The following is a 23,444-nucleotide window of genomic DNA, read 5'->3' on the forward strand; positions in this document are numbered from 1 at the left end:
GGGGCCGGGCGGCGACCCCTTCCCGCCGCGCGGGGCGACACGCCGTGTGCCGGCGCCCCCCCACATCAGGGTTGCCGGGGGCGGCGGTTGCCCGCCGGGGGGCGTCCGCGCCGGCGCGGACGCCCGGGGTCACTCGGAGCGGAGCGTGGGCACCTCACCGGTGACGACGTCCTGTTCGGGCACGGCCTGGCCCGAGCGGATCAGGTCGATGCGGCCCATCACCTTGGAGCGCAGATCGCTCGGCACGTCGTCCGAGCCGCAGCAGCGCTTCACCAGCTTCTTCACGGCCTGCTCGAGGCCGTACTTCTCCAGGCACGGCGAGCACTCCTCGAAGTGCACCTCGAACTTGTCGCAGTCCGTGGGCGGCATCTCGTGGTCGAGGAACTCATACAGATGGTCCAGGACCTCGGAGCAGTCCGTCTCGTGCGGCTCTCCGCAGCTCATGAGCCCGAGCCTTTCGCTTCGTCCGACTCACCGGCACCGGCCGGGACGAGCCCGCGGTCCCGGGCGTAGTCCTCCAGCATTCCGCGCAGTTGGCGGCGGCCCCGGTGCAGTCGGGACATCACCGTACCGATGGGTGTACCCATGATGTCCGCGATCTCCTTGTACGCAAAGCCCTCTACGTCCGCGAGATACACGGCGATGCGGAACTCTTCCGGAATGGCCTGGAGGGCCGCCTTCACGTCCGAGTCGGGCAGGTGGTCGAGCGCCTGCGACTCGGCGGAGCGCAGACCCGTGGACATGTGCGACTCGGCGCGCGCGAGCTGCCAGTCCTCGATCTCCTCGGCGGCGCTGCGCTGGGGCTCGCGCTGCTTCTTCCGGTAGGAGTTGATGAACGTGTTGGTGAGAATCCGGTAGAGCCAAGCCTTCAGGTTGGTGCCCTCGCGGAACTGGTGGAAGGACCCGTACGCCTTGGCGTACGTCTCCTGGACCAGGTCTTCCGCATCCGCCGGGTTGCGCGTCATGCGCAGCGCCGCCGAGTACATCTGGTCGAGGTAGCCGAGGGCGTCCCGCTCGAAGCGCGCGTTGCGCTCGGCGGTGGTTTCTTCCACGTGGCCGTCGTCGGTCCCTGTGACCGGACCCACCTCCTCGAACGGTGTGCTGAGCCCGAATGCGGACCCACTCGAATCGGAGGATAGACGACGATCCGCTCCGCCCGCCGCTCGAACAGGAGCGGTCCTGGCCGCGGAAAGCACCGTCCACTCCAGGTCAGAGGCGGCCTTGCGGCTCGGGCAGATGGTCGAACCCATGCGACGGACTCCCTCTTCCACTGCTGGTCTGCGTATCCCTTACGTCGCCCATAACAGCGCCCCCGCACCGCGCATTCCCGGGGTGAGGGGCAGTCAGAGGGCCCGGTGTCACCGGGGCAGCGCGGTCAGCCAGCGGCCCGCGGCGGCGGTGATCACATCGAGTGCCTCCTGCTGGGTGAGGGCGGCGCGCTTGGGCACCGCGAACCCGTGGTCGGCGAAGGGCACTTCCACGAGCTCGTAGGCCCCGCCGGGGAAGGCGTCGGCGCCGGGGAACTCGGCGGGCCGGCCGAAGGGGTCGTTGCCGCCCTGCACCACGAGGGCGGGCACGCCCGCGCCGAGCAGCTCCGGCGCCCGGGACTTCTCGGGCCGGCCCGGCGGGTGCAGCGGGAAGCTCAGGGCGAGGACGCCGGCCGCGCCGAGCTCCGCCGCCGTGCGGCAGGCGACCCGCGCCCCGGCGCTGCGCCCGCCCGCGACGACGGGCAGCCCCCTCTTCGCCACGGCCGGCCAGAGGTCGCGCCATCCCGTGTCGAGCGTCTTCGGCGCCGGGGCAAGCTTCTTGCCGGCCACCCGCCAGGGCTGCTCCACCAGGGCCACGCTCACGCCGAGCGGCGGCAGGGCCCCGGCCAGCGCCTGGAGGTCGCGGGCCTCGATGCCGCCGCCCGCGCCGTGGCTGACGGCCAGCACCAGGCGGGCCTTCTTCGCCGGATGCCAGGTGATGCGCGCGTCCCCGGCCCCGGTCTCGATGATCTCGCTGTCGGTCACGGGGCCATCCTGCCGGGCGACGGGGCCGGGCCCGCGCAGGCGGTCAGAACAGCGTGCCCTCCTCGGGCCCCGCCAGTTCCTTCAGGAGTTCGGGGCCGTTGTTGCGGACGTTGCTGACGGCCGTCGAGACGGGGTAGGCCCGCATCAGGCCCCCGGGCGGCGGGGCGAGCAGGCCGCGGACGTCCTCGATGTCGGTGCGGGCCGGGTCGAGCCAGGACGACCAGCGGTCCGGGGTGAGCATCAGCGGCATCCGGGGGTGGATGTCGGCGAGCGAGGAGGGGCCCTCGGCGGGGGCCACGGCGAGCGGGCCCGTCTCCGCCTCGGTGGTGACCACCGAGCAGGTGACCCACCAGGCCGAGGGGTGGTCGTCGGGCAGGGTGCGGTCGCGCCAGAACTCGTAGAGCCCGGCCATCGCGAAGACCGAGCCGTCGGCCGGGGTCACGAAGTACGGCTGCTTGCGGGGCCGCTTCTTCTTCCCCTCGACCTCCAGGTCGCGCTCACCCGCCCCGGTGACCCATTCGTAGTAGCCGTCGGCGGGGACGATGCAGCGCCGGGAGGCGAGGGCCTTCTTGAAGGAGGGCTTCTCGTGGACGGTCTCCGCCCGGGCGTTGATCAGCCGGGCCGCGCCCTCGGGCGACTTCGCCCACGAGGGGACGAGCCCCCACTTCAGCGTGCGCAGCTGGCGCACCGGACGCGGGTCGTCGCCGTCCTTGAGCGGGCGCTCCAGGACGACGTAGACGTCCTTGGTCGGCGCCACGTTCCAGTCGGGCTCCAACGCCTCGGCCGGACCCGTCTCGATGCCGAAGACGTCCGAGAGGTCCTCCGGGCTCCGGCTCGCCGCATACCTGCCGCACATCGTGGGACTCTCCCCTCCGGGCCGCACCCCGTTCGGTCGTGCGGCCGTGTCGCTGCCCGTCCACTCGCTGCCCGTCCGTGTCGCCGGGCCGACCCGGACACGTCCAAGGGTGACAGACCCAGGCCGGGTCCCCTCGAAGCGGACCCGTCCCGGCGCCCGCCGGCGGGAACCCCGCGCACGGAGCCGTTCGTCCTACCCGGCACACGCCGGCGCGGTGCCCGATGCCAGACTGCCACGGCGCCCGTACCCCTTGAGGAGCCGTCCCCGACATGTCCGCGCTGCAAGACTTCCAGCTCTTCGGCACCCAGAGCGCCCCGGCCTCGTGGCTGGTCGTCGCGACAGGCGTGGTCGCGCTCGTCCTCGTCGTCCCGCACCGCCTGTGGCGGCTCTCCCGCAACGCCGTCACCATCGCCCACGAGGGCGGCCACGGCCTGGTGGCGCTGCTCACGGGCCGCCGCCTCGACGGCATCCGGCTGCACTCGGACACCAGCGGCCTGACCGTCAGCCGGGGCAAACCGCACGGCCTCGGCATGATCCTGACGGCCGCCGCCGGATACACCGCTCCCCCGCTGCTCGGCCTGGGCGGCGCCCGGCTGCTCGCCGCCCACCACGTCACGCTCTTCCTGTGGCTGGCCACCGCGCTGCTGCTCGCGATGCTGGTAATGATCCGCAACGCGTACGGCGTCCTGACGGTGGTGCTCACCGGCGCCGCCTTCCTGCTCATCTCCTGGCTGACCGGGCCCGACGTCCAGTCCGCGTTCGCGTACACGGCGGTGTGGTTCCTGCTCCTGGGCGGTGTGCGTCCGGCCTTCGAGCTCCAGCGCAAGCGCCGTCAGTACAACGACGGCGACTCGGACGCCGACCAGCTCGCCCGGCTCACCCACGTACCACCGGCGCTCTGGCTCTTCCTCTTCCACGCCGTTTCGGTGTGCTCGCTGATCGGCGGCGGCCGCTGGCTGCTCGGCCGGTAGGCGGCGGCCCCACTAAAGTGAGGGCCATGACCGAAACGCCCGTGCACCCTGCCCTCTGGCCCGCCCCCCTCGCGAGCGGAGCCGTCGACGCGACGGTGACCGTGCCGGGATCCAAATCGGTCACCAATCGAGGGCTCGTCCTGGCCGCTCTCGCCGCCGAGCCCGGCTGGCTGCGCCGCCCCCTGCGCTCGCGCGACACCCTGCTGATGGCGGAGGCCCTGCGCACGCTGGGCGTCGGCATCGAGGAGGGCGTGGGCCCGGACGGCTCGGGCGAGGCCTGGCGGGTCATCCCGGCCGGACTGCACGGCCCGGCCACGGTCGACGTCGGCAACGCCGGTACGGTCATGCGCTTCCTGCCCCCGGTCGCGGCGCTCGCCGACGGCCCGGTCCGCTTCGACGGCGACCCGCGCTCCTACGAGCGTCCCCTCGGCGGTGTCATCGACGGCCTGCGCGCGCTGGGCGCCCGCATCGACGACGACAACCGCGGCGCGCTCCCGATGACCGTGCACGGCGCGGGCGCCCTCGAAGGCGGCCGGGTCGAGATCGACGCCTCCTCCAGCTCGCAGTTCGTCTCGGCCCTGCTGCTGTCCGCGCCCCGGTTCAACCAGGGCGTCGAGGTACGGCACGTGGGGGCCTCGCTGCCCTCCATGCCGCACATCCGGATGACGGTCGACATGCTGCGCTGCGTGGGCGCCCAGGTCGACGAGCCGGAGACGGGCGGCGAGCCGAACGTGTGGCGCGTATCGCACTCGGCGCTGCTGGGCCGCGACCTGACCGTCGAGCCCGACCTGTCCAACGCCCAGCCGTTCCTGGCCGCGGCCCTGATCACCGGCGGCACGGTCGTCATCCCCGACTGGCCGGTGCGCACCACCCAGCCCGGCGACCAGCTGCGCGAGATCTTCACCGAGATGGGCGGCACCTGCCAACTGGCCGACCGCGGGCTGGTGTTCACCGGTACGGGCCGTATCCGCGGCATCGACGTGGACCTGAGCGAGGTCGGCGAGCTGACCCCCGGCATCGCGGCCGTCGCCGCGCTCGCCGACTCCCCCTCCACGCTGCGCGGCGTCGCCCATCTGCGCCTGCACGAGACGGACCGCCTGGCCGCGCTCACCAAGGAGATCAACGAGCTGGGCGGCGACGTCACCGAGACCGCCGACGGGCTGCACATCCGCCCGCGCGCGCTGCACGGCGGCGTCTTCCACACCTATGACGACCACCGGATGGCCACCGCGGGCGCGATCATCGGCCTCGCCGTCGCGGGCGTGCAGATCGAGAACGTGGCGACCACGGCCAAGACGCTGCCCGACTTCCCCGACATGTGGGACGCCATGCTGACGGGGCCCGGAAACTGAGCGGGGCCTAGGACCATGCGCCGCTACGGCAAGAACCCGGACGAGGACGACATCCGCGTCCGCCCCAACCCCAAGGGCAACCGCCCCCGCACCAGCATCAGGCCCAAGCACGAGGACGCCGCCGAGGGCATGGTCCTCACGGTCGACCGCGGCCGGCTCACCTGTCTGGTGGGGGACCGCACGATCCACGCCATGAAGGCCCGCGAACTGGGCCGCAAGGCCGCGGTGGTGGGCGACCGGGTCGACATCGTTGGCGATCTGACCGGCAAGAAGGACACGCTCGCGCGGATCGTACGGATCGGCAAGCGCACCTCGGTGCTGCGGCGCACCGCCGATGACGACGACCCGTACGAGCGCGTGGTCGTCGCCAACGCCGACCAGCTGGCCATCGTGACCGCGCTCGCCGACCCGGAGCCGCGGCCCCGCCTCATCGACCGCTGCCTGGTCGCGGCGTACGACGGCGGCCTCGAACCGCTGCTGGTCCTGACCAAGTCGGACCTGGCTCCGGCGGACGAACTCCTGGAGATGTACGGGGCGTTGGGCGTCCCGTACGTGGTCACCTCGCGCGACGAGCTGTACGACGGCGACGCGGCGGACCGGGTGCGCGAGCAACTGCACGGCCGGGTCACGGCGTTCGTGGGGCACTCCGGCGTCGGCAAGACGACCCTGGTCAACGCGTTGGTGCCGGTGGACCGGCGGCGCGTGACCGGCCACGTCAACGCGGTCACCGGCCGCGGCCGGCACACCACCACATCGGCGCTGGCGCTGCCCCTGGACAGCGCGGACGGCGGCTGGGTCATCGACACCCCGGGCGTGCGGTCCTTCGGGCTGCACCACGTCGATCCCTCCCGCGTGATCCTGGCCTTCCCCGACCTCGTCCCCGGCACCGAGAACTGTCCGCGGGCGTGCAGCCACGACGAGGCCGAGTGCGCGCTCGACCAGTGGGTGGCGGACGGCCACGCGGATCCGGCGCGGCTCTACTCGCTGCGCCGACTGCTCGCGACGCGGGAGCGACGCGAGGGCGACTGATCCGTTTCCGGGGGCGTGCGCCGGGCACGCGCTGCATAATCGCCCTAGGCTCGGTCCGGCGGACCTGGTGGTGACCATGCGGTCAGTGACGACGATGTGTGGCGGGAGGCCCTGGGCATGGCGTGGCTGCTGGTCGTGGTGGCGGGAATCCTGGAAACGGGGTTCGCCGTCTGCCTGAAGCTGTCGCACGGTTTCACCCGGCTGTGGCCGACGATCGCCTTCGCCGCGTTCGCCCTGGGCTCGTTCGGTCTGCTCACGCTCTCGCTGCGCAAGCTCGACGTGGGCCCCGCGTACGCGGTCTGGACGGGCATCGGGGCGGCGGGCACCGCGATCTACGGCATGGTCTTCCTCGGCGACGTGGTCTCCACACTGAAGCTGGTCTCGATCTCCCTGGTCATCGTGGGTGTGATCGGTCTGCAGATCTCGGGCTCGGCCCACTGACCCACGCCCCGGCCCCTGTTGACGGAGCGTCAGCTCCCGGTGCGCCGTGCCCGACCGCGCGCACCGGGAGCCGCGAGAGCACCACGCGCAGATACCCCGCGCCGTCCGCCTGGCGGCTCTCCCCGCCCCGCCCGGGCGGCACCACGACCAGGGACAGGCCGAGCCGGACCGCGGTCTCGCAGTACCGGCCGATCTCCACCGGATCGGCCCCCGGCACCTCCTTCTCCAGGGCCGCGCACGCCCGGTCCGTGACCTGGGCCAGCAACTCGGCGGGGCCCGGCACCCCGGCGTCGGCCCGGCGCTGGGCGGGCACCGCGGAGACGGCGCCCGTGGTGCGGCGGGACGGCGCGGGGAGGCGTTCGCTCCAGCAGCCGGTGAGCAGGGCGCGGACCAGGGCGCTCGAACGGGCCTGGCCGAGCGTCCACTCGGCCACCCGGACCAGGTGGTCGGCGGGGGCGCCGTGCTCGGCGAGCGCCCGGTCGACGCCCCGCAGATACAGATCGGCCTCCCGGCGCACCAGCGCGCGGGCCAGGCCCTCCTTGCTGCCGAACTCGTTGTAGAGGGTCTGCCGCGAGACCCCGGCGGCGACGGCCACGTCCACCATCCGCACGCCCGGCCAGGGCAGTCGCGCGAGCGCCACGAGGGCGGCGTCCAGTAAGGATTCCCGTGCGGTGGGCATGATCGCCTCCCCGGCCCCCCGCGGCCTTGCGGACGGCTGCGCGTTCAGCGTTGACGGGCCCGCGAGGAGTGTCAAGGGGCGCTGGGGGCGGGCGCGGGGGCGTCCCGGAGTGCGGGCGCTGTGGTCCCCGCCCCGGCCGATCGCTACGGTGGTGACCATGCCCGACTATCACGATGACCTGCGCCTGGCCCACGTCCTCGCGGACGCCGCCGACGCCGCCACCATGGACCGGTTCAAGGCGCTCGACCTGAAGGTCGAGACCAAGCCGGACATGACTCCGGTGAGCGAGGCCGACAAGGCGGCCGAGGAGGTCATCCGCGGGCATCTGCACCGGGCGCGGCCACGGGACGCGATCCTCGGCGAGGAGTACGGCCTGGAGGGCACGGGCCCGCGGCGCTGGGTGATCGATCCGATCGACGGCACCAAGAACTACGTGCGGGGCGTGCCCGTGTGGGCCACCCTGATCTCGCTCATGGAGGCGGGCGAGGACGGCTTCCAGCCGGTGGTCGGGGTCGTGTCGGCGCCGGCCCTGAACCGGCGCTGGTGGGCGGCGAAGGGGCACGGCGCCTTCACCGGCCGCAGCCTCACCTCGGCCACCCCCCTCAAGGTCTCCAGCGTCTCGAAGCTGTCGGACGCCTCGTTCTCGTACTCCTCGCTGAGCGGCTGGGACGAGCGGGGCAGGCTGGACGACTTCCTGGACCTGACCCGGGAGTGCTGGCGCACCCGCGCCTACGGCGACTTCTGGCCGTACATGATGGTCGCGGAGGGCTCGGTCGACTTCTGCGCCGAGCCGGAGCTGTCCCTGTGGGACATGGCGGCCAACGTCATCGTGGTGCAGGAGGCCGGGGGCGTCTTCACCGGGCTCGACGGCCGCACCGGCCCGCACAGCGGCAACGCCGCGGCGTCCAACGGGCTGCTCCACGAGGAGCTACTGGGCTACCTCGGCGACGCTCCGGCCCCGCAGGCCTGACGGGCTCGACCTGACGGACCCTCACTTGCCGTGCGGATGAGCCGAGTTGGGCCCGCGCGCAGGTCGTGACGCGTACGGCTGGGGCTCCCGGGGGGCGTGTGGCACGGTTTTGCGCGCCCCTCAACTGCCCTCTACCAGCCCCTTGTTGACGGGCGGTCCGGATGCGACTCTGGGAGTCCCCCCACTTGTGAACATGTGAATTCCTTCCGGAGCGGGCCCGCTTCGCCGTGCCGGAAGCCGAATCCACCCAGGAGGTGGCTCCATCCATGCTCGTCCGTGACGCCATGAGCACGATGGTCCTCACCATCGGACCTGCCCACACCCTCCGCCAGGCGGCCCGGCTGATGTCGGCCCGCCGGGTCGGCGCCGCCGTCGTCCTCGACCCCGACACCAGCGGCCTCGGCATCCTCACCGAACGCGACATCCTCAACTCCGTCGGCCTCGGCCAGGACCCCGACCACGAGACCGCGAGCACCCACACCACCACCGACGTGGTCTTCGCCGCCCCGTCCTGGACCCTGGTCGAGGCCGCCGACGCGATGAACCACGGCGGCTTCCGCCATCTGATCGTGCTGGACGACCACGGCCCGGTCGGCATCGTCTCGGTGCGCGACATCATCCGCTGCTGGACCCCGGCGCGCCGGGAGAGCGCGCTGGCCGGCTGACCCACGGGCCGGTGCGGCACCGGCGAACGCCGGAAGGCCGGACCCGTGGGGGCCCGGCCTTCCGTCCACCTCCGGCAGGCGGACCCGGATCAGCCGCGAAGGGCCTGGACCGCGGCGTCGAGCCGCTTGCCGAAGTCGTCGTCCGCCTGGCGGAAGTTGTTGATCGCCCGGTCCGCGATGTCGTCGCGGGACACCTTGGCGATGAAGCCCGCCAGGTTGTCGATCAGGCGCGCCTTCTCGTCCTCCGAGTAGAGCCGGTAGAGGTTGCCGGCCTGCACGAAGTCGTTGTCCTCGGCGTGCACGGGCGCCGCCGTGGTGCCCGTGACCCCGGTGACGGCACTGCCCTGCCACAGCGGACGGTCCGTCTGGGAAGGCCCGCCGAAGCTGTTGGGCTCGTAGTTCTTGGCGCCCTTGTGGCGGCCGTCGTAGAGGTAACCGTCACGGGAGTTGGTGCGCGCCTCGGTGGCGTGCGGACGGTTCACCGGCAGGTGGTCGGCGTTGATGCCGACGCGGTAGCGGTGGGCGTCGCCGTACGCGAAGAGGCGGCCCTGGAGCATCTTGTCGGGCGAGGGGCCGATGCCCGGCACGAAGTGCGCGGGGCTGAAGACGGACTGCTCGACCTCGGCGAAGATGTTCTCCGGGTTGCGGTTGAGCTCCAGCTTGCCGATCTCGACCGGCGGGTAGTCCTCGTGCGGCCACACCTTGGTGAGGTCGAACGGGTTGAAGCGGTACGTCGCCGCGTCCGCCTCCGGCATGATCTGCACCTGCACGGTCCAGGACGGGAAGTCGCCGCGCTCGATGGCCTCGCGCAGGTCGCGCTGGTGGCTGTCCGGGTCCTCACCGGCGAGCTTGTTGGCCTCGTCCTGGGTGAGGTTCTTGATCCCCTGGTCGGTCTTGAAGTGGTACTTGACCCAGAAGACCTCGCCGGCCTCGTTGTTCCACTGGTACGTGTGCGAGCCGTAGCCGTTCATGTGGCGCAGGGTGGCCGGAATGCCGCGGTCGCCGAAGAGCCAGGTGACCTGGTGGGTGCTCTCGGGGCTCAGGCCCCAGAAGTCCCAGACGTTGTCCGCCTCCTGGCTGCCCGTGTACGGGTCGCGCTTCTGGGTGTGGATGAAGTCGGGGAACTTGATGGCGTCCTTGATGAAGAAGACGGGCGTGTTGTTCCCGACCAGGTCGTAGTTCCCGTCCTCCGTGTAGAACTTCAGCGCGAAGCCGCGGGGGTCGCGCACGGCGTCGGCCGAGCCGAGGTTGCCGGCCACGGTGGAGAAGCGCAGGAACGTCTCGGTCTGCTTGCCGACCTCGGAGAGGAACGCGGCGCGCGTCCACCGCGAGACGTCACGGGTGAGCGTGAACGTGCCGTACGCACCGGCGCCGCGGGCGTGCACGATGCGCTCCGGGATGCGCTCGCGGTTGAAGTGGGCGAGCTTCTCCAGGAGCGACTGGTCCTGGATCAGGACCGGACCGCCGGCGCCCGCCGTCGCGCTGTTCTGGTTGTCGGCGACCGGCGCCCCGGCCTCCGTCGTGAGCGGCCCCTGTGTCACGTGCGCCTCCTGCGTCATGTCCGGCAAGTCCTGTCCCTCTTTCGTGCTTGGCTTCGATCCTACAATGGACATTGTCTAAATCAAACAAGGATCCAAACCCACACCTGTTCGGGACTGGGGCCTTCGCCCTGTTAGGCTGGTGCTCATGAGTGACCTGTTGGAGCGACTGCGCGGCCGCGGCTGGCGCATGACCGCACAGCGCCGCGTCGTGGCCGAGGTCCTCGACGGCGACCACGTGCACCTGACCGCGGACGAAGTCCATGCCCGCGCGGTGGAGCGGCTGCCCGAGATCTCCCGGGCGACGGTCTACAACACCCTGGGCGAGCTGGTGACGCTCGGCGAGATCCTGGAAGTCTCCACGGACCGCCGCGCCAAGCGCTACGACCCGAACGCCCACCGCCCGCATCAGCACCTGGTCTGCGCCCAGTGCGGCGCGATCCGGGACGTGCACCCGCAGGGCAACCCGCTGGCCGATCTGCCCGACACCGAGCGCTTCGGCTTCACCATCGCCGCCGTCGAGGTCACCTACCGGGGCACCTGCCCCAACTGCGCGGCGGCCTGACCGCAAGCGCCCCGAATACCGAGGAAGCCCTCCGGCCATGGGCCGGAGGGCTTCCTGTTTCCGAGATGCGGACAGGCAGACGACTGAGGCCCGAATCCTCGAAGGATTCGGGCCTCAGTCCGTGAGTAGCGGGGACAGGATTTGAACCTGCGACCTCTGGGTTATGAGCCCAGCGAGCTACCGAGCTGCTCCACCCCGCGTCGGTGAACACAACCCTACGGGACGACATGGACCAGCGCAAATCTGTTCCCCACGGGCTCGGGCCGCGTAGGGGAACCGGGCCCCGCCCTAGGCCGTGAGCTCCTGGTGCAGCGCCTCGCGCAGCCGGGCGGCCCGCTCGGCGACCTCCGCCGGGCCGAGCTCCACCGCCCTGGCGCACCAGCGCTGCCCCTCGCTCAGCTCGCCGTGCCGGGCGGCCAGCAGTGCCAGGCGCAGCGCGGCCCGGCCGTGCCCGGCGTGCGCCGCCCGCTTCCACCACAGGGCGGCCTCGCGCTCGCGGCCCTCGCGGGCGAGCAGCAGCCCGAGGTTGAAGGCGCCGTTGCGGCTGCCCGCCTCGGCCGCCTCGCCGTACCAGCGCGCCGCCGCCTCCAGGTCGCCCCGGGCCGCGGCCAGCATGCCGACCCGCACCTGGGCCCTGCGGTGACCCTGCTGTGCGGCCCGCTCGTACCACTCCTCGCATTCGGTCTTCTCGCCCAGGGGTTCGCCGAGCGCGGGCGGGCCGGGCGGGGGCTGACGGGCGTCCAGGAGGGTGGCGAGCCGGAAGGCCGCCTCCGCGCTGCCGCCGCCCGCCGCGCACCGCAGATGACGCTCGGCGGCCTGCTCCTCGCCGTCCCGCAGCAGGGCGATGCCGACCTGGAGGGCGGCGTCGGTGTGCCCGGCGGCGGCGGCCCGCTCGTACCACTTCAGCGCGGTGCGGTCGTCGTCGCGGCCGGCGAAGAGGATGCCCAGGTTGAAGGCCGCGTCCACGCTGCCGGCCTCGGCCGCCTTGGAGAACCAGGGCTCGGCCCCGGTCGGGTCGCCGGCCTGGAGCAGCAGGATGGCGAGCGCGTTGGCCGCCTCGCGGTGCCCGGAGTAGGCGGCGCTGCGGTACCACTGCTCGGCCTGGGCCGTGCGGTTCTGGGCGGCGCAGAGCAGGCCGAGGTTGTACGCCCCGTTCACGTCCCCGGCGGTCATCGCCGCCCGGTACCAGCGCTCCGCGGTCTGCTGCTCGCCCCGCGCCGCGTGCAGCGCGCCGAGGGCGTTGGCCGCGTTGCCGTCGCCGTCCTGGGCGGCGCGCAGCCACCACACGGCGGCGCTCTCCTCGTCGCCCGCGTCGCGCAGCAGAAAGCCCAGCGCGCAGGCGGCCTTGGCCTCGCCGTCCTTGGCCGAGGTCAGGTACCAGCGGCCGGCCTCCTTGAGCTCGCCGCGCTGCTCCAGGATCGCGCCGAGGTGCAGCGCGGCCCTGCGGTGGCCGCGCGCGGCGGCCTGGCGGTACCAGGGCTCGGCCTCGTCCGCCGCGCCCTCCGCCTCCGGGGCCGGGTCGACAGCGATGTCACCGGGGCCGTCGGCGCCCGCCTCGGGCTCGGCGCGGCGGTCCAGGAGCCGGGCCAGGCGGTAGGCGGCCTCGCGGTGGCCCTGTTCGGCGGCGGCGCGCAGCCAGCGCTCGGCGCCGACGTCGCTGCGGTGCTCCAGGAGGTCGGCGAGCGCGTAGGCGCCGAGCGCGTGGCCCTGCTCGGCGGACTGGCGCAGCCAGTACTCGGCGGCGGGCTCGTCGCCCCGCTCGCGGTAGTGCCGGCCGAGCGCGTGGGCCGCGGCGGCGGATCCGGCGACGGCGGCGATGCGCCACCAGCCGGCCGCCTCGTCCGTGTAACCGCGCTGGTGGAGCAGGACGCCGAGGTTGTTGGCGGCCGCCCGGTCGCCCTCGGCGGTGGCGCCGCGCAGGTAGGGCTCGGCACTGTCGAGATCGCCGCGGCGCAGCAGCAGGGAGCCGAGCACGCTCATCGACTCGGCGTCGCCGCCGTCGGCGGCACGCCGGTGCCGCGCCTCGGTCTCGGCGTCAGCGGTGTCAGCGTCCTCATCGGAGCGTGTCTGCACAAACCGCCCTGTCTCCAACAGAGTTGCCCTGTCCCCCATAAATACCATCGTCGCACCACCCGCAACCCGCGTACACCTGGTATACCGCAGCCAGTGAGGTCACTTCAGCGTTTTGTCGACATGCCCACAGAGAGACACATCAAACCCCTTCGGCCCAACTCCCCTTGGCAAGACCGGATTTCACACGGAAGGGTTCCAGCCGTCGATTACCGGACAGTGCCGGGTCGATCAGGCCGCGAACGTGACGAGGGCCCGGATCCTTGAAAGGATCCGGGCCCTCGTCCGTGAGTAGCGGGGACAGGATTTGAACCTGCGACCTCTGGGTTATGAGCCCAGCGAGCTACCGAGCTGCTCCACCCCGCGTCGGTGAACCCAACGCTACCACGGTGTGGAGCCGCCCCCGACCGGCGCCGGCCCGGTTCTCCCAGGTCAGCTCCGATCGGGTCGCGTCAGCTCTTCGGCTTGTTCGCCTGCGCCTGTGCCTCGGCCGCCCGCTGCAGGGCGTCCTGGAGGGCCTTCTGGGCGTCGCCGTAGGTCTTCCAGTCGCCCTTGGCGAGCGCCTTCTGCCCGTCGTCGTACGCCTTCTGGGCGTCCTTGATGGCCTGGTCCACCGAGGCGTTGCCGGTGCTCGGCGGCGTCGTGGTGGGCGGGTTCGTCGGCGGATTCGTCGGCGGGTTCGTCGAGGGCGGCTGGGCGGAGGAGTCGGCGCCGAAGGCCGCGCTGAGCGCGTCGGCCAGATTGTCCTTGAAGACGGTCTTGTCGCCGTAGGAGACGCCGACCTTCTTCAGGAGCGGGTAGTTGGCGCTGCCACCGCGTGCGTACACCGGCTCGATGTACAGGAAGCCCCGGCCGAGCGGCACCGTCAGCAGGTTGCCGTAGTCGATCTCGGAGTCGGTGCCTCTCAGGTTCCGCACGAACTCGGCGACTTCGGGCAGGCCGTTCAGCTTGCTCTGCACCTGCTGCGGGCCCTGCACGTTGTCCGTGACCCTCAGCAGTCTGATCTTGCCGTAGTCCTTGCTCGCGGCGTCGGCGTCGATGGCCATGAACCCGCCCAGATTGGGCCGGCCGTTGGGCGTGAACGTCGTCGTCAGGGAGAACTTCTTCCCCTCGGACTCGGCGCCCGGCATCTTCATGGACAGGTAGTACGGCGGGACCGCGCTGTTGTCCTTGTTCGTCGGGTCGTCCGGCACCTGCCAGGCGTCACTGCCGCTGTAGAACTGCGCGGGGTTGGTGACGTGGTAGCGGGTGAGCAGCTCGCGCTGGACCTTGAACATGTCCTGCGGGTAGCGCAGGTGGGCCAGCAGCTCCGGGGGGATCGCCGACTTGGCCTTGACCGTGCCGGGGAACGCCTTCATCCAGGTCTTGAGGACCGGGTCCTTGTCGTCCCACTGGTACAGCGTGACCGTGCCGTCGTACGCGTCGACCGTCGCCTTGACGGAGTTGCGGATGTAGTTGACCTGGTTCTGCTGGGCCACCACCGCCCGCTGGTTGTCGGTCAGCGAGTCGGTCGTCGTCTCGCCGAGCGTGGTGCGCGAGGCGTAGGGGTAGCCGTTGGTCGTCGTGTACGCGTCCACGACCCACTGGATGTGCTTGCCGACGACGGCCGGATAGGCGTCCCCGTCGATGGTCAGCCAGGGGGCGACCGCCTCGACGCGCTCCTTCGGGGTGCGGTTGTACAGGATCTTCGAGCCCTTGCCGATGGCCCCCGAGTACAGGATCTGCGGCTCGCTGAAGGTGACGGCGTACGCGGCCCGGTTGAACGGGTTGGACAGGCTCACCCCGCCCTTGCCCGCGAAGCTCGTCGTGACCTGGCCCTTGCCCTCGCTCTCGTAGTCGAGCTCCTTCTGGGGCCCGCCGACGATCGAGTACTGGTCGGTCTTCTCGCCGTAGTAGACGCGCTGCTGGTACCCGGCGTCGAGCTGGCCGCTGGTGGGGATCCCGGACTCGGTGAAGTCGGGCGCTCCGTTCACGTCCACGCTGGTGCCCTTGGCGGCGATGGCGCCGAAGCCGTGGGTGTAGGTGAAGTGGTCGTTGATCCAGTTGCGCTTGTCGATGCCCTTGAGATTGAGCTCGCGCAGCCCGATGACGGTGTCCTGCTCCTTGCCGTCCTTGTCCGTGTAGCGGTCCACGTCCAGGGTCGAGGGGAACTGGTAGTACTTGCGCTCCTGCTGGAGCTGCTGGAAGGCCGGCGAGACCACGTTGGGGTCGATGAGGCGGTAGCTGGCCGCCGCGTCGGCGTCCGAGCGCAGCTTCGCGCTGTCCTTGGTGTCGGTGGTGCCCTTGTAGTCCTGCACGTCCGCGGCGTCGATGCCGTACGCCTTGCGCGTGGCGTCGATGTTCTTCTGGATGTACGGGGCTTCCTTGGCCTGCTCGTTGGGCTGGACCTGGAACTTCTGCACGATCGCCGGGTAGAGCCCGCCGATGAGGATCGCCGAGAGCACCATCAGGCCGAAGCCGATGACGGGCAGCTGCCAGGTGCGGCGCCACAGGGTCGCGAAGAACAGCACGGCGCAGATGACGGCGATGCAGAACAGGATCGTCTTCGCCGGCAGGTAGGCGTTGGCGTCGACGTACCGAAGGCCCGTCCAGTTGTTGGTCGCCTTGAAGTCACTGGACTTGACCGCGAGGCCGTACCGGTCCAGCCAGTACGCCACCGCCTTGAGGACCACGAACACGCCGAGCAGCACCGAAAGGTGCCCGGTCGCGGCGCCCGTGGCCCGCGCCCCGGGGCTGGTGATCCGCAGCCCGCCGTACAGGTAGTGCGTCAGGGCCGCGGCGATGAGCGACAGGACGGCGGCGGCGAAGCCGAAGCCCAGCAGGAAGCGGTACCAGGGCAGGTCGAAGGCGTAGAACGACACGTCCAGCTTGAACTGCGGGTCCTTCTGGCCGAACGGCACCGCGTTGACCCACATCAGCCAGGTGCGCCACTGACCGGAGGCGGAGGCGCCTGCGATGAGCCCGACGAGCGCGGTGATCGCGAGCAGCATCCACTTCTTGTACGGGGCGATGCCCATCCGGTAGCGGTCCAGGCTCTGCTGTTCCAGCGACATCGCGCTCAGCGGCGGCCGCAGCCGGTGCGCCAGCCAGATGTTCAGGCCCACGGCGAAGGCCATGAGCAGCCCGAACACGCAGAACAGGCCGATCTTCGTCCACAGCTGGGTGGTGAAGACCGACGAATAGTGGACCGACCGGTACCAGAGCCAGTCGGTCCAGAACCCCGCGAACATGACGAAGGCCATGGCAAGCACGGCCAGAATGCCCAGTGTCATCAGCAGGGTCCGGACCCGGCGGGACGGCCGGCCGACTCTGATCCGTGGCCCGGACGGGCCTGAGCCGCGGTCCGGCATCTGGAAAGCCAAGGTGCGCACCTCGAAAGTTCGCTGTCGTATGGGCGGGCCCAGCGATCGTAGAGCCCACTCATGCAACTTACTGAGGCTTTACTCAGTTCCCGATCGGGGGGTGAAAGAGGGCAGGATGTTGTCCATGTCCAACGTTTCCCCCTCCGGTCCCCCGATGGCAGCGAGCCCGCTCACCCGCGCGGTGCTCGAAATCGACGAGTACGCATCCGGTCTGGGCTGGGACAAGCCGGCCCGTCTCTTCGCGCTCGTCGACACCGCGAAGCTCCGCGCCCAGGCGCCCAATCTGGTCTCCACCACCGACGACGCCCAGGTCTCCGGGCTCACCCCGATCGAGCAGGAGGAGATCCCGCGGAACAAGCCGCTGGACAAGTTCCTCGGCACCATCGCCTGGCCCGCCTCGGTGGCCGGCTGCGCCCTCACGGTGGAGCGCCTGATGCTGCCCCCGTCCGCCGAGACCTCCGTGCCCGAGGGGCTGAGCGACAAGGAGCTCGCCACGTGGGTGGCCTCCCACCCCGACCGCCAGGAGGTGCGGATGACGGTGGCCGTGCTGCGCGGCGGCGCCCGTGAGTCGGCCATCCGGCTGCGCGAGAAGGACTCCGCGACCGAGGTCCTGACCGGCCCGGATCTGGTGCCGGGCCTCGCCGAGGCGCTGGCCGCGACCTTCGCCTAGCGGCGGCGGTCCCTACGGATGGTGCTCGGCCTCACTTGGCCGAGCAGCTCGGCAGTCCGGCCGTGTCGCCCGTACGGATCCTGTCCAGGGCCTGCCGGGCGTCGTGGAGGGTGTCCACCTTGACCAGGGTGAGCCCGGAGGGGATGTCGGAGGCGGCCGCGGCGCAGTTGTCCTTGGGCGTCAGGAAGTAGCGGGCGCCCGCCTGGCGCGCGCCGATCAGCTTCATCTCGATGCCGCCGATCGGGCCGACCTTGCCGGTGTCGTCGATCGTGCCGGTGCCGGCGACGAACCTGCCGCCGGTCAGGTCCTCGGGCGTCAGCTTGTCCACGATGCCGAGCGAGAACATCAGGCCCGCGCTGGGGCCGCCCACGTCGGCGAGCTTGATGTCGACGCTGAACGGGAACGCGTGGTCGGTGCCGGCCTGGATGCCGACGATCGCCCGGTCGCCGTCCGGCGCCTTCTCCGTGGTGATGGTGACCTTCTCGGCGCCCTCCGGCGCCCTGCCCGCCTTCTTCGCGGTCTCGGCGTCCTTGGCCGGGACGATCGTGAACACCACGTCCTGGCCGGGCTTGTGCTTGGTCACCAGGGCCGCGACATCGGCCGGCTTGGTGACCGGAGCCCCGTCCACCGCCTTGATGGCGTCCCCGGCGTGCAGCTTGCCCTCGGCGGGGCTGCCCTTGACGACCGAGGAGACGATGACCCAGCTCTTCACCGGGATGCGCAGCTCGTTCAGGGCCGCCACCTTGGCGCTCTCCTGGGACTGGCTGAACTCCTCGGCGTTCTCCTGGTTGGACTGCTCGTCGGTCTTGCCGTCCGGGTAGAGCGTGTCGTGCGGGACCACGACGCTGTCGTGCGCCAGCCAGCCGTAGACGGCCTCCACCAGGTTCATCCGGTAGTCCGCTCCGGTGACCCTGACCGTCGTCATGTTGAGGTGACCGGTCGTCGGGTACGTCTTGTGACCGGTGATCTGCAGCACCGGCTCGCCGCCCGAGTCGCCGAGGGTGTTCACGGTGGGCCCGGGAGACATCTCCGCGTACGGCACTTTGATGAGCACCCCGGCGCAGAGCAGCGCGATCAGCACGAGGGTGGAGGCGAGCATCGTCGCGGTGCGGCGTGGCATGGAACGACAGTACGGGACCGGTCTGTGCGTCCACCCCTGGGGCCGGTCCGTACGGGGGCCGTTGGCGACCGCGTACGGGCAAAGGGGGTCCGCGCGGAGCGGTGAGGGGCTCAGACGGCGTCGGAACCGGAGTGGGATTTCTCCATCGCCTCACGGAACCGGCTGTATCCGGCGAGTTCGGCCACATCGCCGGAGGTGCGATTGCGGGCTGCCCAGCTCGCCCATATCGCCGCGCCGACCGCGGCGAAAAGCGGAATCAGCAGCCAGGTGAGTACAGCCATTCCGACCTCCCGTCCCCTAATGAGCGACCGCAACTGACACATCAGCAGATTAGCCATCCGCCGCTTCAACGCTCACGCCAGGGGTGCGGTTACGCAAATCGGGGCGCATGGCACCCGACGGGTTTCAGGCCGGAACAACACCTCAGCAGGCGCCGACCCACTCCTCGGTGCCGTCCGAGAAGCGCTGGTGCTTCCAGATCGGAACCTCGTGCTTGAGGTCGTCGATCAGCTTGCGGCAGGCCTCGAAGGCCTCCGCGCGGTGCGGGCAGGAGACCGCGACGACGACCGCGATATCTCCCACGGCCAGATCGCCCACACGGTGGACGGCGGCCAGCGCGCGGACCGGGTAGTCGGCGACGACCTTCTCGGCCACCCGGCGCATCTCCGCCTCGGCGCTCGGGTGGCAGGAGTACCCGAGCGTGTCGACGTCGGTGCCGCCGTCGTGATTGCGCACGGTGCCGACGAAGAGCGTCGTACCGCCCGCCGCGAAGTCGCCCGAGGCCGCGAAGACCTCGTCGAGCGAGAGCGGCGTCTCACGGATCGCGAGCAGGCGGATCGGGTCGTGCGCGGCCTGCTCACCGGGATGGTCGGGGTACGTGCGTGCCATGGTCCCATCGTGCCGCACGGGAGCGGAATCCCGGAATTGCCCTTTCGCCCGGGCGGCGCCGCGCCGCGTAGGAGGGTCCTACAGGCCCCGGCGTCTGCGGGCCCTGCGCACCACGGCCGCCGCGCCGAGCAGCGCGACGGTGGCGCCCGCGGCGCCCGCCGCGGTGGCGTCCTTGCGGCCGAGCCTGCGGCCCGCGACGGTGTGCCGGCCGGCGACCTCTTCGAGGAGCTCGGCGAGCACCTCCTCGTTGGTCCACTGCGGGCGCCAGCCCGCGTCGTGCAGCCGTCCGACGCTGACCACCCACGGGTGCATCGTGTAGGCGAGGTCACCGGCCGGCGAGGGCGTGAGCCCGATCCGGTGCAGCCGGGCGGCGGCGCCCAGCGCCACGGCCGAGGGCAGCTCCATGCGGCGGATGCCGCTGAGCTCCTCGACCTCCTCCTGTTCGAGCCACCCGTCGCAGCCCACCGCGAACTCCCCGTCGACCTTCTCCAGGGCCGCGTACTCCAGGGCGCTGCACAGGTCGTCGACGTGGCAGAACTGCCAGGTCGGCCGGGATCCGGCGACCACCAGCAGACGCGGGGACTCGAAGTACCGGGTGAGCGCGGTGTCGGTGCCGCCGACCAGGACCGCGGGGCGCACCACGGTGACGTTGAGCCCGGGGTGGGCGCGCGGGGCCCGCCGCCCCAGGCGCTCGATCTCCAGGAGGTCGCCGACGCCGGTGGCCTCGGCGGTGGCCCGCAGTTCGGCGTCCTCGGAGAGCGGGACGTCGTTGTCGGCCAGCGCCCCGTAGACCATCGCCGAGGTGCAGAGCACCACCCGGTGGACACCGGCCGCGGCCGCCGCGGTCAGGACGGTCTGGGTGCCGCGCACGTTGTAGGCGGTACGGGCGGCGGCGTCGGTCTCCAGGTCGAGGTCGAGCGCCAGGTGCACGACGACGTCGGCGCCGCGCAGCTTCTCGGCGATGGCCGGGTCCCTGACGTCCAGGATGAGCCAGGTGGCCTCGGAGACCTCGCCCCGGCGCTCGTCGAGCGCGATGACCTGCTTGACCTCGTCGGACGCGGCGAGCCGCGCGGTCAGCAGGGCACCGATCCCGGACGCGGCACCGGTCACGGCGACGACGGGACCGCGCGGGGGCGGGGTTGCGGGGTTTCGCGCTGCGCGAACCTGCGGATCTGGGGAACTCACCGGGCGTCTCCAGCGGTTGTCTTCAGTACGTACGTTAATGACGCGTACGTACCAGGTGGCGTCCATCCTGCCGCAGCCCGCGAGGCGGCGGAGCACCGAGCCCTTATCCCGCTCGGATGTCTACGCTGGTGGTGTTGTGGGGAAGCCGCCGTCGGCAGCAGCCGGCGGCCTGACGAGCCGAGGAAACCCGTGAGTGACACCCCATTCGGATTCGGCCTTCCGCCGGAGGAGCCGGAGAACGGCGACGGCAAGAAGAAGGACCCCGCCGGAGGTGGTCAGGGTGCCGGCGGCCAGGGCGGCAACCCCTTCGGCTTCCCGGGCGCGGGCGGCGGCGGGGACAACCCGTTCGCCGCGATGTTCGGTTCGATGAACCCGAACGACCTGGGCGCCGCCTTCCAGCAGCTCGGGCAGATGCTCAGCTACGAGGGCGGTCCCGTGAACTGGGACATGGCCAAGCAGATCGCCCGCCAGACGGTCGCGCAGGGCACCGCCGACGGCACCAAGGACGAGAGCGTCGGCCCCGCCGAGCGCGCCGCCGTCCAGGAGGCCGTGCGCCTGGCCGACCTGTGGCTCGACGACGCCACGTCGCTGCCGTCCGGCTCCACCACCGCCGTGGCCTGGAGCCGCGCGGAGTGGGTGGAGGCCACCCAGCCGGCCTGGAAGGAACTGGTCGACCCGGTCGCCGAGCGCGTCGGCGCGGCCATGGGCGGGGTGCTGCCCGAGGAGATGCAGGCCATGGCGGGCCCGCTGATCGGCATGATGCGCTCCATGGGCGGCGCCATGTTCGGCCAGCAGATCGGCCAGGCCGTGGGCACGCTCGCGGGCGAGGTCGTCGGCTCGACCGACATCGGGCTTCCGCTCGGTCCGGCCGGCAAGGCCGCGCTGCTGCCGCTGAACATCGAGGCCTTCGGCAAGGACCTGGGCGTCCCCAAGGACGAGATCCGGCTCTACCTGGCCCTGCGCGAGGCCGCCCACCAGCGGCTCTTCGCCCATGTGCCGTGGCTGCGCTCGCATCTGTTCGGCGCGGTCGAGGGCTACGCCCGGGGCATCAAGGTCGACACCGCGAAGCTGGAGGACGCGGTCGGCCAGCTCGACGTGTCCAATCCGGAGCAGTTGCAGGAGGCCCTCCAGCAGGGCATGTTCCAGCCCGAGGACACCCCGGAGCAGAAGGCGGCCCTGGCCCGTCTGGAGACGGCCCTCGCGCTGGTCGAGGGCTGGGTGGACGCGGTGGTCCACGCCGCCGCCAAGCCCCGGCTCACCTCGGCCGACGCGCTGCGCGAGACGCTGCGCCGGCGCCGGGCGACGGGCGGCCCCGCCGAGCAGACGTTCGCCACGCTCATCGGCCTCGAGCTGCGCCCCCGCCGGCTGCGGGACGCCTCGCGCCTGTGGGCCTCGCTCACCGACGCCCGCGGGGTGGACGGCCGGGACGACCTGTGGGAGCACCCGGACATGCTGCCGACGGCCACCGACCTGGACGACCCCGACGGCTTCGTGCACCGCGAGCACCTCGACTTCTCGGAGCTCGACAAGATGCTGGGCGAGGCTGCCGAGCAGAACGGCCCGTCCCTGAAGAAGGGCGAGGCCGGCCCGAGCGGCGAGGCCGGCGCGGGGGACGACGACGGGCGTGACGCGGACGGCGACGGCAAGAACGACGGCAAGGGTGAGTCCGGCCAGTGACACTGCACGACGACGCGGTCCTCGTCCTGAAGGCGTACGACGCCCAGAGCGAGCTGCGCCAGACCTACCTGGACCACCTCGCGGCGCACCCGGACGGCATGTGGAAGGCCTGTGAGGCCGGCCATCTGACGGCGAGCGCCCTGGTCGTCGACGCCGACCGGGGCCGGGTGCTGCTCACCCTGCACAAGAAGCTGAACATGTGGCTCCAGATGGGCGGCCACTGCGAGCCCGGCGACGCCACGGTGGCGTCGGCGGCGCTGCGCGAGGCGGAGGAGGAGTCCGGCATCGCGGGGCTGACGCTGCTTCCGGGCGGCCCGGTCCGCCTGGACCGCCACCCCATCCCGGCGCCCTGCAACTGGCATCTGGACGTCCAGTACGCGGCCCTCGCGCCGTCCGGCTCGGTCGAGGCGATCAGCGACGAGTCCCTGGACCTGCGCTGGTTCGGCTACGACGGGGTGGCCGAGGTGGCGGACGCCTCGGTGGTCGACCTCCTCGAAGCGACCCGCGCGCGGCTGTAGCGGGAGGCCTCCCCGGCCCTCAACCGGCTTGCGGGCCAAGGCCGTTCAGGGTGGGAACGGTAAGGGGCGGTCGCCATGGCGACCGCCCCTTACCCGAACCCGGCGCCCGGCTCAGCTCCAGGCGTTGCCCTGGTTCTGGGCATGGGCGCCCTGCTGACCCATGCCGTACTGGGCCCGCAGGCCCTGGCCGATCATCGCGTTCTGCGGCGGCAGCACCTCGCTGGGCTGCACCAGCGCGAAGCCCTGGCCGAGGAAGCTGAGCTCCCAGCCCTCGCCGGTGTTGCCGCGGCGCCGCCACACGCCCGTGGAGTGCGTCTGCGCCTGCATCTGGACGCGCAGCGAGGTCGACCACGCCACGATGGCGTCCGCGTCCGCGTTGACGTACTTGTCGGGCGTGACCTGGAGCATCAGCGGCTGGCCCGAGGTCATCAGGACGACCTTGCCGGTGCCGGTGATGTTGAGCTGGTACTTGCCGGTGCCGGAAATGCCGTACTGGCTGTCCACGGCGATGACCTCGTAGTGCAGCGAGGAGTCCATGGCCAGGACGTAGCCGCTGTCCACGGTCAGCCCGTCCCGGTCCACGTCCACCACGTGCACGTGCTGGGCGAGGTTGGCGAAGTAGACGGTGCCCTGGCCGGAGACGCGCATCAGGTCAAGGCCCTCGCCCGTGCGGGCGCGGGCGCGCCGGGAGCCGCTCGACTGGTACTCGCCGTCGAACTCCATGAGCCCCTGGTAGGCGACCATCGAGCCCTTGCGGGCCAGGACGTCGTCGTGACCGGTGAGCACGGCCCGCAGCAGCTGCGGGTTCTGCGCCGTGTACCGCTCCTGGGACTGCTGCTCGGTGTAGCCGAAAAGCGGACTCTGCATGATGTCTCT

Annotated in this window: 23 protein-coding genes and 2 tRNA genes; 10 read left to right on the forward strand and 15 right to left on the reverse strand. The window is 71.7% G+C overall.

The features are described 5' to 3' along the window. Nucleotides 1–129 precede the first annotated feature (129 nt). The 4 genes from rsrA to ACGF3I_RS13835 form a co-directional block, all read right to left on the reverse strand. Nucleotides 130–444 (reverse strand): mycothiol system anti-sigma-R factor, encoded by a 315-nt coding sequence (rsrA, locus tag ACGF3I_RS13820; protein ID WP_393131472.1) that lies wholly within the window; start codon nucleotides 442–444, stop codon nucleotides 130–132. Continuing rightward, nucleotides 441–1,085, reverse strand: coding sequence for a sigma-70 family RNA polymerase sigma factor (locus tag ACGF3I_RS13825; protein WP_167157084.1), 645 nt, complete (start codon nucleotides 1,083–1,085; stop codon nucleotides 441–443). Before ACGF3I_RS13825 ends, rsrA begins: the two co-directional genes overlap by 4 nt. A gap of 273 nt (nucleotides 1,086–1,358) precedes the next feature. Beyond that, nucleotides 1,359–2,012, reverse strand: a complete 654-nt coding sequence (locus ACGF3I_RS13830) for an alpha/beta family hydrolase (protein WP_393131475.1) — start codon at nucleotides 2,010–2,012, stop codon at nucleotides 1,359–1,361. A gap of 43 nt (nucleotides 2,013–2,055) precedes the next feature. Beyond that, a complete protein-coding gene (locus tag ACGF3I_RS13835) occupies nucleotides 2,056–2,868 on the reverse strand; it encodes an SOS response-associated peptidase (RefSeq protein WP_393131477.1) in 813 nt (270 codons plus the stop codon). A 269-nt stretch (nucleotides 2,869–3,137) separates the two neighbouring features. Here ACGF3I_RS13835 and ACGF3I_RS13840 point away from each other — a divergent pair, with 269 nt between their 5' ends. From ACGF3I_RS13840 to ACGF3I_RS13855, 4 genes are all read left to right on the forward strand, one after another. Further along, complete coding sequence (locus ACGF3I_RS13840) at nucleotides 3,138–3,839, forward strand: M50 family metallopeptidase (RefSeq protein ID WP_393131479.1); 702 nt, start codon at nucleotides 3,138–3,140, stop codon at nucleotides 3,837–3,839. A 26-nt stretch (nucleotides 3,840–3,865) separates the two neighbouring features. After that, nucleotides 3,866–5,191, forward strand: coding sequence for a 3-phosphoshikimate 1-carboxyvinyltransferase (gene aroA / locus ACGF3I_RS13845; protein ID WP_393131481.1), 1,326 nt, complete (start codon nucleotides 3,866–3,868; stop codon nucleotides 5,189–5,191). 15 nt (nucleotides 5,192–5,206) lie between these two features. After that, on the forward strand, nucleotides 5,207–6,220 hold the full coding sequence (gene rsgA / locus ACGF3I_RS13850) for a ribosome small subunit-dependent GTPase A (RefSeq protein ID WP_393131483.1): 1,014 nt from the start codon (nucleotides 5,207–5,209) through the stop codon (nucleotides 6,218–6,220). A 117-nt stretch (nucleotides 6,221–6,337) separates the two neighbouring features. After that, a complete protein-coding gene (locus ACGF3I_RS13855; protein ID WP_261713887.1) occupies nucleotides 6,338–6,661 on the forward strand; it encodes a multidrug efflux SMR transporter in 324 nt (107 codons plus the stop codon). On the opposite strand, the gene ACGF3I_RS13860 is transcribed toward ACGF3I_RS13855, so the two are convergent. Continuing rightward, a complete protein-coding gene (locus ACGF3I_RS13860) occupies nucleotides 6,615–7,340 on the reverse strand; it encodes a TetR/AcrR family transcriptional regulator (RefSeq protein ID WP_393131485.1) in 726 nt (241 codons plus the stop codon). The genes ACGF3I_RS13855 and ACGF3I_RS13860 overlap by 47 nt on opposite strands. 157 nt (nucleotides 7,341–7,497) lie before the next feature. Here ACGF3I_RS13860 and hisN point away from each other — a divergent pair, with 157 nt between their 5' ends. Next, on the forward strand, nucleotides 7,498–8,310 hold the full coding sequence (gene hisN / locus ACGF3I_RS13865) for a histidinol-phosphatase (protein WP_393131487.1): 813 nt from the start codon (nucleotides 7,498–7,500) through the stop codon (nucleotides 8,308–8,310). Between the two features lie 266 nt (nucleotides 8,311–8,576). Beyond that, complete coding sequence (locus ACGF3I_RS13870) at nucleotides 8,577–8,975, forward strand: cyclic nucleotide-binding/CBS domain-containing protein (protein ID WP_393131489.1); 399 nt, start codon at nucleotides 8,577–8,579, stop codon at nucleotides 8,973–8,975. Nucleotides 8,976–9,064: 89 nt separating this feature from the next. Here ACGF3I_RS13870 and ACGF3I_RS13875 read toward each other — a convergent pair whose 3' ends face one another. Then, nucleotides 9,065–10,516 (reverse strand): catalase, encoded by a 1,452-nt coding sequence (locus ACGF3I_RS13875; RefSeq protein WP_393131491.1) that lies wholly within the window; start codon nucleotides 10,514–10,516, stop codon nucleotides 9,065–9,067. A gap of 145 nt (nucleotides 10,517–10,661) precedes the next feature. Here ACGF3I_RS13875 and ACGF3I_RS13880 point away from each other — a divergent pair, with 145 nt between their 5' ends. Beyond that, a complete protein-coding gene (locus ACGF3I_RS13880) occupies nucleotides 10,662–11,078 on the forward strand; it encodes a Fur family transcriptional regulator (protein WP_053729883.1) in 417 nt (138 codons plus the stop codon). 126 nt (nucleotides 11,079–11,204) lie between these two features. Here the strand turns inward: ACGF3I_RS13880 and ACGF3I_RS13885 are convergent. The 4 genes from ACGF3I_RS13885 to ACGF3I_RS13900 form a co-directional block, all read right to left on the reverse strand. Beyond that, a tRNA-Met gene (locus ACGF3I_RS13885) sits at nucleotides 11,205–11,278 on the reverse strand. A gap of 88 nt (nucleotides 11,279–11,366) precedes the next feature. Next, nucleotides 11,367–13,199: a sel1 repeat family protein gene (locus ACGF3I_RS13890; RefSeq protein WP_393131493.1), complete on the reverse strand. Its 1,833-nt coding sequence runs from the start codon at nucleotides 13,197–13,199 to the stop codon at nucleotides 11,367–11,369. Between the two features lie 241 nt (nucleotides 13,200–13,440). Continuing rightward, nucleotides 13,441–13,514, reverse strand: a tRNA-Met gene (locus tag ACGF3I_RS13895). Nucleotides 13,515–13,600: 86 nt separating this feature from the next. After that, entirely contained in the window at nucleotides 13,601–16,498 is a 2,898-nt protein-coding gene (locus tag ACGF3I_RS13900; protein WP_393131770.1) for a UPF0182 family protein, read from the reverse strand. Nucleotides 16,499–16,634: 136 nt separating this feature from the next. Between ACGF3I_RS13900 and ACGF3I_RS13905 the strand changes: the two genes are divergently transcribed. Continuing rightward, nucleotides 16,635–17,180: a PPA1309 family protein gene (locus ACGF3I_RS13905; RefSeq protein WP_393131495.1), complete on the forward strand. Its 546-nt coding sequence runs from the start codon at nucleotides 16,635–16,637 to the stop codon at nucleotides 17,178–17,180. A 31-nt stretch (nucleotides 17,181–17,211) separates the two neighbouring features. Here the strand turns inward: ACGF3I_RS13905 and ACGF3I_RS13910 are convergent, their stop codons facing one another. The 4 genes from ACGF3I_RS13910 to ACGF3I_RS13925 form a co-directional block, all read right to left on the reverse strand. Next, nucleotides 17,212–18,300 carry a PDZ domain-containing protein gene (locus ACGF3I_RS13910; protein ID WP_393131497.1) on the reverse strand — a complete coding sequence of 363 codons (1,089 nt, stop codon included), beginning with the start codon at nucleotides 18,298–18,300 and terminating at the stop codon, nucleotides 17,212–17,214. A 110-nt stretch (nucleotides 18,301–18,410) separates the two neighbouring features. After that, nucleotides 18,411–18,581, reverse strand: coding sequence for a hypothetical protein (locus tag ACGF3I_RS13915; protein WP_393131499.1), 171 nt, complete (start codon nucleotides 18,579–18,581; stop codon nucleotides 18,411–18,413). A gap of 142 nt (nucleotides 18,582–18,723) precedes the next feature. Further along, nucleotides 18,724–19,188, reverse strand: coding sequence for a molybdenum cofactor biosynthesis protein MoaE (locus ACGF3I_RS13920; protein ID WP_362716958.1), 465 nt, complete (start codon nucleotides 19,186–19,188; stop codon nucleotides 18,724–18,726). A gap of 78 nt (nucleotides 19,189–19,266) precedes the next feature. Beyond that, on the reverse strand, nucleotides 19,267–20,373 hold the full coding sequence (locus ACGF3I_RS13925; protein ID WP_393131501.1) for an SDR family oxidoreductase: 1,107 nt from the start codon (nucleotides 20,371–20,373) through the stop codon (nucleotides 19,267–19,269). Between the two features lie 189 nt (nucleotides 20,374–20,562). Between ACGF3I_RS13925 and ACGF3I_RS13930 the strand changes: the two genes are divergently transcribed. Both ACGF3I_RS13930 and ACGF3I_RS13935 read left to right on the forward strand, forming a co-directional pair. Beyond that, nucleotides 20,563–22,050 (forward strand): zinc-dependent metalloprotease, encoded by a 1,488-nt coding sequence (locus tag ACGF3I_RS13930; protein WP_393131503.1) that lies wholly within the window; start codon nucleotides 20,563–20,565, stop codon nucleotides 22,048–22,050. Continuing rightward, a complete protein-coding gene (locus ACGF3I_RS13935; protein WP_393131505.1) occupies nucleotides 22,047–22,568 on the forward strand; it encodes an NUDIX hydrolase in 522 nt (173 codons plus the stop codon). Before ACGF3I_RS13930 ends, ACGF3I_RS13935 begins: the two co-directional genes overlap by 4 nt. Before the next feature lie 111 nt (nucleotides 22,569–22,679). On the opposite strand, the gene ACGF3I_RS13940 is transcribed toward ACGF3I_RS13935, so the two are convergent. Then, complete coding sequence (locus ACGF3I_RS13940) at nucleotides 22,680–23,435, reverse strand: AIM24 family protein (RefSeq protein WP_393131507.1); 756 nt, start codon at nucleotides 23,433–23,435, stop codon at nucleotides 22,680–22,682. Nucleotides 23,436–23,444 lie beyond the last annotated feature (9 nt).

It is taken from the genome of Streptomyces sp. NPDC048111 (assembly GCF_043202815.1).
Classification (GTDB): domain Bacteria; phylum Actinomycetota; class Actinomycetes; order Streptomycetales; family Streptomycetaceae; genus Streptomyces.